The sequence below is a fragment of the Vibrio sp. 10N.247.310.17 genome, assembly GCF_041466605.1.
Lineage (GTDB): Bacteria > Pseudomonadota > Gammaproteobacteria > Enterobacterales > Vibrionaceae > Vibrio > Vibrio tasmaniensis_A.
Genome location: NZ_JBFSTC010000012.1, coordinates 70,225 through 81,143 on the forward strand (window position 1 = coordinate 70,225; position 10,919 = coordinate 81,143).

The 10,919-nt window shown below is 44.5% G+C and carries 11 protein-coding genes; 5 read left to right on the forward strand and 6 right to left on the reverse strand.

Annotation, left to right across the window (positions count from 1 at the left end; all coding sequences use genetic code 11):
- Positions 1 to 9: 9 nt before the first annotated feature.
- Together AB6D80_RS06120 and hppD are read right to left on the reverse strand one after the other, a co-directional pair.
- Positions 10 to 1,170: a homogentisate 1,2-dioxygenase gene (locus AB6D80_RS06120; protein ID WP_372188031.1), complete on the reverse strand. Its 1,161-nt coding sequence runs from the start codon at positions 1,168 to 1,170 to the stop codon at positions 10 to 12.
- On the reverse strand, positions 1,163 to 2,236 hold the full coding sequence (hppD, locus tag AB6D80_RS06125) for a 4-hydroxyphenylpyruvate dioxygenase (protein ID WP_017097192.1): 1,074 nt from the start codon (positions 2,234 to 2,236) through the stop codon (positions 1,163 to 1,165). Before hppD ends, AB6D80_RS06120 begins: the two co-directional genes overlap by 8 nt.
- An 83-nt stretch (positions 2,237 to 2,319) precedes the next feature.
- Here hppD and AB6D80_RS06130 point away from each other — a divergent pair, with 83 nt between their 5' ends.
- Positions 2,320 to 2,502 carry a hypothetical protein gene (locus AB6D80_RS06130; protein WP_372188033.1) on the forward strand — a complete coding sequence of 61 codons (183 nt, stop codon included), beginning with the start codon at positions 2,320 to 2,322 and terminating at the stop codon, positions 2,500 to 2,502.
- A gap of 94 nt (positions 2,503 to 2,596) precedes the next feature.
- Here the strand turns inward: AB6D80_RS06130 and AB6D80_RS06135 are convergent, their stop codons facing one another.
- Positions 2,597 to 3,256: an HAD family hydrolase gene (locus tag AB6D80_RS06135; protein WP_372188034.1), complete on the reverse strand. Its 660-nt coding sequence runs from the start codon at positions 3,254 to 3,256 to the stop codon at positions 2,597 to 2,599.
- Positions 3,257 to 3,591: 335 nt separating this feature from the next.
- Complete coding sequence (locus AB6D80_RS06140) at positions 3,592 to 6,018, reverse strand: response regulator (protein ID WP_372188035.1); 2,427 nt, start codon at positions 6,016 to 6,018, stop codon at positions 3,592 to 3,594.
- Between the two features lie 88 nt (positions 6,019 to 6,106).
- Between AB6D80_RS06140 and AB6D80_RS06145 the strand changes: the two genes are divergently transcribed.
- Entirely contained in the window at positions 6,107 to 6,865 is a 759-nt protein-coding gene (locus AB6D80_RS06145) for an ABC transporter substrate-binding protein (RefSeq protein WP_102248758.1), read from the forward strand.
- 209 nt (positions 6,866 to 7,074) lie between these two features.
- Here the strand turns inward: AB6D80_RS06145 and AB6D80_RS06150 are convergent, their stop codons facing one another.
- Positions 7,075 to 7,635 (reverse strand): NADAR family protein, encoded by a 561-nt coding sequence (locus AB6D80_RS06150; RefSeq protein ID WP_012601297.1) that lies wholly within the window; start codon positions 7,633 to 7,635, stop codon positions 7,075 to 7,077.
- A gap of 190 nt (positions 7,636 to 7,825) precedes the next feature.
- Positions 7,826 to 8,020 (reverse strand): PA3496 family putative envelope integrity protein, encoded by a 195-nt coding sequence (locus AB6D80_RS06155; RefSeq protein ID WP_004732575.1) that lies wholly within the window; start codon positions 8,018 to 8,020, stop codon positions 7,826 to 7,828.
- A 361-nt stretch (positions 8,021 to 8,381) separates the two neighbouring features.
- On the opposite strand from AB6D80_RS06155, the gene AB6D80_RS06160 reads away from it, so the two are divergent.
- Genes AB6D80_RS06160 through AB6D80_RS06170 form a run of 3 tightly spaced genes read left to right on the forward strand, consistent with a single transcriptional unit; the run spans position 8,382 to position 10,690 of the window.
- Positions 8,382 to 9,206 carry an ABC transporter ATP-binding protein gene (locus tag AB6D80_RS06160; protein ID WP_135381110.1) on the forward strand — a complete coding sequence of 275 codons (825 nt, stop codon included), beginning with the start codon at positions 8,382 to 8,384 and terminating at the stop codon, positions 9,204 to 9,206.
- Positions 9,207 to 9,215: 9 nt separating this feature from the next.
- On the forward strand, positions 9,216 to 10,148 hold the full coding sequence (locus AB6D80_RS06165) for an ATP-binding cassette domain-containing protein (RefSeq protein WP_372188037.1): 933 nt from the start codon (positions 9,216 to 9,218) through the stop codon (positions 10,146 to 10,148).
- Entirely contained in the window at positions 10,145 to 10,690 is a 546-nt protein-coding gene (locus AB6D80_RS06170; RefSeq protein ID WP_269335302.1) for a transcriptional regulator, read from the forward strand. The genes AB6D80_RS06165 and AB6D80_RS06170 overlap by 4 nt, the downstream gene beginning before the upstream one ends.
- The last annotated feature ends 229 nt before the right edge of the window (positions 10,691 to 10,919 follow it).

The window sequence follows — 10,919 nt, forward strand, 5'->3', positions numbered from 1 at the left end:
CCTTGTCCCTTACTTCTTATCGTCAGCCATTTCTTTCAAACCAGAGTCTTGCCAACTGTAGACATATTCTTTGTTCTCAACACTATCGAGTTCGTCAGAGAACTGCAGTGCGTGGCGAGTATCGATCATCACGGCCACTTCGTCAGTGAACTTTTTCTTGTACGCTTGCCCAGCCTTAAATGCTTTGGGGTGAGGTCCATGAGTGAAGCCCGCAGGGTGGAAAGTCACCATTCCCGCTTCAATATTGTCGCGACTGAAGAAGTCACCAGCGTGATAGAACAGCACTTCGTCATAATCGTCATTGTTGTGGTAGAACGGCACTTTCAATGCACCAGGGTCGCTCTCAATCGGGCGCGGCACAAAGGTACACACCACGAAGCCTGCGCCAACAAACGTCGTATGCGCAGAAGGTGGCAAGTGGTAGCGATGTGACATCAGCGGTCTGATATCGCGCCAATTCACTTTCACCACGGCCAAATCACCATGCCAGCCAATTGCATCCAATGGATTGAACGGATAGGTGATCACGCTGACTTTATCGTGGCGCTTCACCTGAACCTGAGTCTGGTTTTCAGAATACTGAGCGCGGAATTGATCATTAATAGAAGGGATGTCGAGCACCGCCGGATCAAACACCGCGTGATTGCCGACCATGCCTTTCTCTGGCAAGGAGTAAGCCGCGTCTGTGTTCTCTATCATCAAGATGAACATCGGCTCGCTTGGTTCTAAGCGCCAATTGGTCGAGCGCGGGATCATCACATAATCCCCTTCACTCACCGCTAGATGACCATAGTCACAATAGAGATCGGCGCTACCTTGGTGAATGAACAGCAGCTCATCCCCGTCGGAATTACGTACCAAGAAGTCCATCTTCTCATCCATGCGCCATACGCGAATTTTGCAGTCCGCATTGTGCAAAAGATGAGGCACCGCCCAAGGGGTTATCTGGCTGGCTTTTTCCACCAGCGTAAAATCAAAAGCGCGAGGGCGCAGATCGCCCTCCCACTCCGACCAACCTGTTGGGGCATGTTGGTGGTGAAAATGAGCGGCAGGGCCGAAGAATCCACTTCGGCCCGCCTCTCGCTCATAAATTGCCTCTTCGGGAAAATCGGCGTGCGCTTGTTTAGAGCACACACCCTCCCGATGAGGAAATGAGATCCATTTATGCATCGTCTAATACTCCTCGACGAATCTGGTCCTCTTCAATCGATTCAAACAGCGCCTTGAAGTTACCTTCGCCAAAGCCTTCATTGCCTTTGCGCTGAATGATTTCAAAGAACACAGGCCCAATTACCGTCTGTGTAAAAATTTGCAGCAAGATGCCGTCTTTGGTCGGCGCGCCATCAATCAAAACGCGTAGGTCACGCAATAGATCGGTGTCTTCCCCGTGGCCTTTTACACGCTCGTCGACTTTCTCGTAGTAGGTATCTGGGGTTGGCATAAAGTCCATACCGCGATCACGCAGAGTCTTCACGGTTTTGTAGATGTCATCGGTGGCGAGTGCGATGTGTTGGATGCCTTCGCCGTTGTATTCGCGAATAAACTCTTCGATTTGTGATTTGTCGTCGGAAGACTCATTGATTGGAATTCGGATTTTGCCACACGGTGAGGTCATGGCGCGGCTCACAAGGCCTGTCAGCTTGCCTTCAATGTCGAAGTAGCGAATCTCGCGGAAGTTGCCAAGACGCTCATAGAACCCAGACCATACATCCATATTGCCTTGTTTCACGTTGTGCGTGAGATGGTCGATTTCATACAAACCAACATTGGCTTCGGCCATGCGCTGTTCCGCATCGTCATAGAATCGGAAGTCGACGTCGTAGATGCTCTGCTTGCCATAACGATCCACAAAATAGAGCAGGCTCTCACCTATGCCGTAAATGGCAGGAATGCTCAGTTCCATCGGCCCTATTTCTGTCTTGTACTCTTCACCGCCGCCCTTAAACGCTTGCTCCATTGCCGCCGTTGCTTCGTTGACACGAAACGCCATGCCACATACCGATGGCCCATGCACTTTAGCGAACGCTTCCGCTTGGCTGTGAGGCTGTTCATTGACGATAAAGTTGATGTCACCTTGTCGATACAGCCAAGCTTCTTTTGAGCGGTGCTTGGCGATCTCAGCAAAACCAAGTGACACAAACAGCGCTTTAAGTTGCTCAATTCCCTTGTGGTCAACGGCCGTGTATTCAACAAACTCGAATCCATCCGTGCCAAGCGGGTTGTATGTATCCACCATGAACTTTCTCCTTGTACCTATTGGTTTTGTGTTGTGTATTTTTTGTCCTTAATTAAATTTGGCCCACAAGCCGAGATAATGGAATGGGTGGAGGGAAATGGGCAATTTCGATGAAACCCTGTCAATTTGTAAAATATTTGTTACACAAAAGCCATCAAGACAAGAAAGTGAGTGCTATCAAGGGATTGAAAGATGGTGGTTTGATTTACAGCAGAGAAAGATATGTTGTTGAATTGTTACATCTATCCTTTTATCAGCTAAGGTAATAAATCGAACATTAGACTGATGATGCAAAAAAGCCGCTGTCGTCAGCGGCTTGATGAGTTCTAGAGCGAACCTAATTCGAATTGAAAATTTGCGTTAATCCCAGTTGAGAATCGACCAATTCGGTTGATCAGCCAGTGCTTTCAAACGCGAGCATGGATTCACCAAGTAAGCAAAATCAGCGTGTTCACACAAAGGTAAGTCGTTGATTGAATCGGTATAAAAGTGAATGTCTGAGTAGTTGGTTTCTTGATTGTCTAACCACTCTTTTAAACGGGTGACTTTACCTTCACGGTAGCTTGGTACGCCTAATATTTGAGAAGTAAAACGGCCTTGGTTTTCAATTAAATCAATACCGAGTGCATTCTCGATACCAATCTTGCGACCCACAGCTTCCACCAAGAAAGTCACGCTGGCAGAGATGATCAACATGTCGATATCATCATTCTCAAGCTGCTCAATCAAAGGTTTCGACTGCTTGAACTGTCTAGGCAAAATATGCTGTTCAACACACTCTTCCACCAATGCGGTGACTTGCTCTGTTGGCATATCGGCCAAAGGCTGCATGGAAAATGTTAGGTAATCTTCCATGTTCAATTTGCCTTCCGAATATAAACCCATTAAGCGCTTATCTTCTTCAATAAAGTTGGGCGCTGTGGCAATGCCCTTTTCAACCAAGAACTCATTCCAAAGCATCGCTGCATCAGCATTGATCAGCGTTTCATCCATATCAAATACATACAAAGGTTTGAACATCTTAGGCTCTCACAGGTTGAATTTCGTTAAGGTTAAAACTAAACCATAGTTCTAGTTGGCTGCATGCTATAACGGGATTGTGACATTAAGAGCATATTTTCGTGGCAGTTGTATTTCACGGCTATGACAATCACCACATGCTTGTTTTTAAATACAACAGCTTATGGATTCAATCAGTATTGATACGCGACGTATTTAACTAACTATGTGTATGTAGCTAACTAGGTGTATTAGCTAACCAAGTGCTCATTAGCAAAAAAAAGAAACTCCGACTGATTCTGTCGGAGTTTCCTATAGAGTTAGATATGCTTTAGCGAGACATCAGCTAATTGAACCTAAACGATTTTCTGCTCATGTTCCTTGCTCGACTCAGTTCCTTTCGACAAGAAACTGGCAACGATCTCTCTCAGTTTCCCTTGATTGACGGGTTTTGGTAAAAATTCATCCATACCCACATCGAAGCACAAATGCTTATCTCGTTGCACTACGTTGGCCGTCAGCGCAACGATAGGAATGTGTTTAGAGGTACCTTCTTCGAGCGCTCGGATCTGCTTGGTCGCTTCGAAACCATCGAGAACTGGCATCTGGCAATCCATGAAAATCATCACATAGTCATTGGCCTTAAATTTCTCGACACCAATTTCACCGTTGTCTGCAATATCCACCTCAAACCCCAGCTTCTTAAGCATCATTTTGGCGACTTGTTGATTCACTCTAGAATCTTCAACGACCAAAACCTTACCACTAAACGGAGCAGCCACTGGTTTTGGCTCTTCTTTGATTGGAGCTTGTTTGTCTATTTGTGTCGTTCTAACAGAAGCAGATATCGTAGCTTCAACAGAACCCGATGGTTTGGTTAATGGCACGGGTTGATTATCTTTAAACGCTACCTCACCTCGATTTGGATAGGTAAAGATTGAGGTATCAGCCGATCTCGCCAGGACTTCACTCAGCGTCCATTTAAGCTGATTATCTTGATAAGGGCGAGCAATGTAGGCAACAAAACCCACTTGTTTGGCGCGCACTTCATCTTGTTTTCTTGGGTCAGCAGAGATCATCACTAATTTAGGACAATCTTTACCAAACCTATCCACTAAACTTCTTGCTAACTGAAACCCATCAACGGATGGCATGACTTTATCAATCAGCACTAGATCATAAGGCGATGACTTCACTACAGACTCTGAAACAAGCTCTAACGCTTGGGTGGCCGTTTCACAACACTCGGCGGTAACACCGAATGATTGAAGCTGAGTTGAGGTTATACGCATGTTCAGCTGACTGTCATCAACCAAAAGTACCGAGACTTTATTGAAATCGATGTTGCTCTCGTCAACGTTCAAGCACGGGTCAAAATCAGCGGTGAAATAGAATGTACTCCCCTGCCCTTGCACACTGGTGAGCTCAAGCTTACTGCCCATTAAGGTCACGATCTTATCGCATATCGTAAGACCAAGCCCCGTGCCTCCGTAGATGCGGGTGGTGCTACCGTCGGCTTGTTGAAACTTATCGAATACCGATTGTTGCTTGTCTTCTGCGATACCAATACCACTATCGGTCACCTCAAATTTCACTCTGAGCTTTTGTTCCGGCTCTATGACTTCTTCTAAACGAAGTGAGAGCATGACATGACCATGTTCGGTAAATTTGATGGCATTGCCAACTAGGTTATTCAGTACTTGTCTTAACTGAGTGCCATCGCCAATCACCATGGTTGGGATCTTAGGATCAATCGCCAGTTGGAATTTGAGCCCTTTTTGCTCGGCTTTAACTCTGAAGGTCGACTCTACGTCGGCAGCAATACCCATCATTTTCATCGGTTCTTGCTGAAGCTCTAAACGACCCGCTTCAATCTTCGAGTAGTCGAGAATGTCATTGATTAAATCGAGTAGAGTAAGCGAAGAGGTGTTGAGCATGTCGACATACTCTTTTTGCTCTTTCGGCATATCCATTTCAGAAAGCAGTGATGAAAGCCCGATAATCCCGTTCATTGGAGTGCGGATTTCGTGGCTCATGTTGGCAAGAAATTCACTCTTGTTGCGGTTCGCTACCTCTGCAGTATCTTTGGCTTTTTCCAATTCTTGGTATTGTTGACGAATACGTTCAATCGACTGATTGTAGCTACTCTCTAGTGTAGAGATCTCATCACTGTATGTAGAGTTAGTGGGTGTTAGAAATCGCGGTTTGTTGTCTTCAACCTGTTGATGGTTGATCTGAGAAGACATGGTCATTAAGCGCTTAACTACAAGGCGGTAGACGATGGTTAAACATACCAGAGACAATAAGAAGATTTTAACTGCTTCGAAGGCGAGCAATAATAACACCCGGTCTTCAAAGTCGTTGAGAATCATACTTAGATCAGACTGCACCGTGAGCGTCGCCAGTTGGAACTCTGAGCCTCCCATCTGATGCACCATATCCCAAGATTGAGAATAAGACTGACCGGACGTCTGTTGACCTAATTCTAAAATTTTTTCATCGGGGCTTTCTATTAACAGATAACTGACCGAGGGTAAGCGGGAGATACCTTCAGCTTGCACAAACAGTTGCTCTCGGTCTTCAACCCACAAACTGGCGGTTAAGCCAGAAAGATAACCATCCTTAACTTGTTCGATCTGAGAACTGATAAAAGAAACTCGATTTTGGTACTCCACATACAAACCTAGACCTGTCACTATGACTGTGAATAAGGTACTGATTGCGATGATTACCCCGATCAACTGTCGGGAGAGTCCAATATAGCGTTTTCCTTTATTCACCATACAAAAATTACCATTATTGTTATCCTAGCAAACTACAATTACTCAACTAGTATAATAGTAGTCATTCATCAAATAACTAGGGAAGGTTATGAAAAAACATCTAATAGTTGCATCCATAGTCAGTTTGTTTTCAAGCAGTTATGCTTTTGCAAGCGAACCTGTTCACTACTACATTATTGCAAGCCAAGCGCAACCTTTTCAGATCGAAACTGACGGGTCATCTCACAGAGGAATGGTTTCGGATATTGTTGAAGCCGTATTTGACGACAGCCAATACGAGATCGATTACCACACCTACCCTTTCAACAGAATGGTCGATAAGCTCGACGCTAGAGAGAATCCAAACTGGGTCACCTATGGCAGCCCAAGTTGGGGAAATATCCAATCTGTAAACCTGTCTAAAGATCCGATTTACAATGTAAAACATGTGTTACTTAGCAGCGGCAAGAAGCCATTTGAGTTCAACACTATCGATGATTTAAACGGAAAAGCGGTTGTATTGCTGGTGGGGTTTGAATATCCAAATCTAGAGCCTTATATCCAACAAGGTAAGCTTAACGAGATTCGAGTTAAAGATTACAGCGCGGCTTTTCGTGTATTAAACCGAACTCCGGGTGATACCGTTTTTGTTGAAATGGAATCTCGAATCAAATACAACCTAAATGAGCAGAAACTCAGTATTGATGACTACCAGATGCAAGAGTTTGGCTCAGTGATTAATAACTACCCCATCCATTTAGCATTTGACCCAGAGATGGATCCTAAACTGCAAAGCTTCATCGACCAGCGCCTCGACCAAATGAAAGACGATGGTCAGCTCAACGACATCGTACAGAGTTACTTATAGCAACAGCATCAGTTGTAACCTTCGCATAAAGGTATAGCTTAGGTATCGTAATTTAGCTCTCTTCGATGACTAACTCGCTCTTAAGCCTAAAAGGCTGCCCTGATTAGCACAGAAGCTAAGTAGGGCGGCCTTTTTTAATTCATCTTTAAGGGCTAAAAGAGTTTACCTGTAATCGACCTACTTAATTTGGAACCACGGAGGTAAATGGATTAGTGTGCAGCAATCAAATGCAGTTGCTGAGTACGAAGCTCTTGTCGTACTGCCATCAGAATCTTGCCTAAATGGTTCTCGCCGGTTCCATCGCCACCATCCCCCCAGAAGTGGTCTTTGTGCGAATGTTCTTTTATCACCGAATCTCCGGTATTAGTAAGAAACAACGCAAACTGTGGGTTCTGCCTGAACTTCTCTGTGACAATGAACTGCATCACTTCAACACGAATGTCATACCAATCTTCCCGAACTTGGTCTTCATAATCACGGCTTAAAGAGAATGCTTCAGCAGGAGTCGAGGCTTCGAGAATGGTGTTACGCAGCGCTTGAGAGGCAAACTTCATCGCTTGATAATAATGCTCGCTGGTTGCCCAAACTTGATCGTCGATTTTGATAGGACAAGCGGCAAAATTTGACAGGTACCCGTTTGGATCTTCAGGTTCATAGAACAGCACTTCTTTGGCTTTAGCCACCGAATTAGACATAGCCTTCTCCTTACCAACAACATCGCATATTTTTGCTTTAACTTTAAAATTAGTGGCGTTGCATATAACTGTCAAACAACTTAGTTAAAGAGTATGCCAAGGGCATGTTTTTAGTCGAGAACAAATAATGTAGAGGAAGGACAATGGATTTAAATGGTGAGAGGCAAGGAGCATGGTTTACTTATAAAAAGCACAAACTTCTTTAAAAAAGGCATATAAATCAAAGGGTGGCGGTGCGCCACCCTTCTAAATGCAATGGGGATTGTTAATGAATTAGACCTAGCTCCCTCGCTTCTTCCAGGCTAAAACCGCTTTCTCTAATTTCTCTTAGAGCTTCAATACGACGACGAGCTTCAGCAGATTTCATTTTCTTTTCTGGTTTGAAAGATACTTCTTCTTCAGCATCCCACTTATTTGCAATATTTGTCATTTCATCATGGTTGATAGAATTAATGGACATGTTTTCCTCCGAAAAGCACCATGTAATGGACAGGTAATCTGTAGCAAATGCTATTTCGCTTGTTAAGCAATTCTGTACTGAAATGTGATGATTCCGACGCTTCACAAAGCTAATTAATAAATGCCTCATTTAAACTTTGCCAAAGCCATTTTCTGCCATTACATTTAAAAGATTCCCCATAAGAAATGTGGTTTGATCCACCTCTCATTTTCCTCGTTCTCATTTCCTATTTCCCGCTGAAACTTCATGAAATAATCAAAAAATAATTCGAGTCACTTCATTCTTTTTGTGCTCTTCTCTTCCACTAAATTCAACACATGTTAATGATAATAATTATCAATATCATAACTGAGTGTTTATCATGTCTAGGGAAAATTCAGAGACACCTCTTCTCGAAGTGAAGAATCTATGTGTCGATTACATTACCGATGACGGCGATTTTAATGCCGTAAAATCCGTAAGCTTCAATATAGGCCAAGGCGAGATTTTTGGTTTAGCGGGAGAATCCGGGTGTGGCAAAAGTACCATCGCATTTGCCATTAACCGCCTGCATAAGCCACCGGCTTTCATCTCTGGCGGGCAAATACTGTTTGGCGGGCAAGATCTGCTGAGCTTATCGGACAGCCACTTGAACACCTTACGTTGGAGTGAGATCGCAATGGTGTTCCAGAGCGCGATGAACTCGCTTAACCCTGTACTGACCATTGAAGAACAGTTTGCCGATGTATTGCGCCACCACAAGGGCATGAACAACGAGCAAGCAAAAGATCGCGCCGAAAAGTTACTCGACCTAGTCAATATCCCTCGCCACCGTCTAACCGAGTACCCGCACCAGTTTAGCGGTGGGATGCGTCAACGTTTGGTGATTGCTATAGCTCTCGCGCTCAACCCTAAGTTGATTATCATGGATGAACCGACCACGGCACTGGATGTGGTTGTACAGCGCGAAATTCTGCAGCAAATACACCAACTCAGAGAAGAGTTTGGTTTCTCAATATTGTTTATCACCCACGACCTCGCACTAATGAGCCAACTGTGCGATCGAATTGCCATCATGCGTCATGGACAGATAGTTGAAGTCAACCAAGCCCATGAGATTCGCAATAACCCTCAGCACTCCTACACCCAAAAGCTATGGAGTTCCTTCCCCAATATTCACGAACACGCTCACGTAACTGCGTGCTAGGAGAGCTCCATGTCACAACCTATTTTTCAAGTAAAAAACCTCGTTAAAGAATTCACTGTTGGTGGTGGATTTGGCAAAGAAGAGATCTTTAGAGCACTGCATGGGGTGAGTTTTGATTTACATGCAGGTAAAACATTGGCACTAGTTGGCGAATCAGGCTGCGGGAAAAGCACCTGCGCTCGACTGATGACCAAAGTGTATCCGCCAACAGAGGGAGAAATACTGTTCAATGGCAGAGATATTTCTACCTTAAAAAGTCGTAAAGATATCTTGGATTACCGAAGCCGCGTGCAAATGATATTTCAAGACCCATTTGGCTCACTCAATCCAACCCACACCATTGAACACCACTTAACACGGCCCCTTAAGATCCACAAGCAAGTTGCTACGAAACAAGCTCTCGCAGAGCGTCTCAACGAGTTATTAACGCTGGTGGAGTTATCCATCGAAACTCTCACCAAATACCCTCATGAGCTCAGTGGAGGCCAAAGACAGCGCATAAACTTAGCCAGAGCACTCGCAGTCGGTGCTGAGGTTATCCTTGCCGATGAACCCACCTCGATGTTGGATGTTTCAATACGACTCGGTGTTTTGAACCTAATGCAGAGGATGAAGAAAGAGTTAGGGATAGGTTTTTTGTACATTACGCATGATCTCGCAACAGCACACTACATCGCAGAAGAGACAGCTGTGATGTACAAGGGACAGATCGTTGAGTGGGGATCAACCCAGTCGATCTTAACCAACCCACAACACCCATACACTAAGTTATTGATCTCTGCTGTGCCCGATCCTGATCTACCATTTGGCGAACTCGTGAAAAATGAGCCAAACTATTCAATAGACGCTGATCGTATTCGTGAACAAAGCAGTGAAATACAGCATGAGATCAAGCAAGTTTCAGATAATCACTATGTTAAACAGTGGGATAACGTTGCATGAATGAACTAGACACTTGGTTAGAGCGGATCGGAAATTGGTACAAAGACCGAAAGCATGATCAAGTGGAGAAGTTAGAGCCTTTGATCTTAACGCCTCCAGATGCACTCTGGGGGCCTTTGATCACGGATGAACAGAGCAAAGGCATCGCATGCTGGTTAGACGGATGCTTGAGAATCTTTACGTTTTATCGATATAAAGATGAAATTCTGACGGCATCGACAAAGCTTCCACCACCAAGCCCACTATCTATCTCAAACGAACTTAGTGGCTCGCACCATCAGGAAAAAGCTTTCCAATACCTGATGTTTGCCTATAGCAAGCTTCAAGCTGTGTCTTGTAATCCAAAATCAGAACCTGACTTACAAGAGTGGTGTACACAGCGGCTACAGCACTTGTGTGTATTGGCTTTGGAGTTTACCAACCAACAACAAGAACCGCGCTGGAAAGAAGAATCAGAAAAATTGATCGAATCGCATGTACGCTTTATGGCAAGTCAACACCAGAACGATGATCAAGGTATAGCTCTACGTCAACTGCACTGATCCACTCCTTGTTCAACCCCTGTTCGATCAAGCATCAAAGCTGAACCCCATCAAAAATAAGCACCGTAGAAAGCATGATCTCACCTTGATCATGCTTCAGGAACGGACTCCATAAGCTGTAGAATTTAAATGGTAAGCTTTTGAATGTTAATGATTAGCCGAATTACAGGCAAAAAAAAAGGTTCATCGCGGCTTTCCGGGGAAAGCCGCTTTTATCTTCAAGAAGAAG

What these genes read in the sequence shown, in the direction of transcription:
- AB6D80_RS06140 (WP_372188035.1), bottom strand. Translation starts at nt 6,018, where the DNA reads ATGGTGAATAAAGGAAAACGCTATATTGGACTCTCCCGACAGTTGATC.
- AB6D80_RS06130 (WP_372188033.1), top strand. Translation starts at nt 2,320, where the DNA reads ATGGGTGGAGGGAAATGGGCAATTTCGATGAAACCCTGTCAATTTGTA.
- AB6D80_RS06160 (WP_135381110.1), top strand. Translation starts at nt 8,382, where the DNA reads ATGTCTAGGGAAAATTCAGAGACACCTCTTCTCGAAGTGAAGAATCTA.
- AB6D80_RS06135 (WP_372188034.1), bottom strand. Translation starts at nt 3,256, where the DNA reads ATGTTCAAACCTTTGTATGTATTTGATATGGATGAAACGCTGATCAAT.
- AB6D80_RS06165 (WP_372188037.1), top strand. Translation starts at nt 9,216, where the DNA reads ATGTCACAACCTATTTTTCAAGTAAAAAACCTCGTTAAAGAATTCACT.
- AB6D80_RS06120 (WP_372188031.1), bottom strand. Translation starts at nt 1,170, where the DNA reads ATGCATAAATGGATCTCATTTCCTCATCGGGAGGGTGTGTGCTCTAAA.
- hppD (WP_017097192.1), bottom strand. Translation starts at nt 2,236, where the DNA reads ATGGTGGATACATACAACCCGCTTGGCACGGATGGATTCGAGTTTGTT.
- AB6D80_RS06170 (WP_269335302.1), top strand. Translation starts at nt 10,145, where the DNA reads ATGAATGAACTAGACACTTGGTTAGAGCGGATCGGAAATTGGTACAAA.
- AB6D80_RS06145 (WP_102248758.1), top strand. Translation starts at nt 6,107, where the DNA reads ATGAAAAAACATCTAATAGTTGCATCCATAGTCAGTTTGTTTTCAAGC.
- AB6D80_RS06155 (WP_004732575.1), bottom strand. Translation starts at nt 8,020, where the DNA reads ATGTCCATTAATTCTATCAACCATGATGAAATGACAAATATTGCAAAT.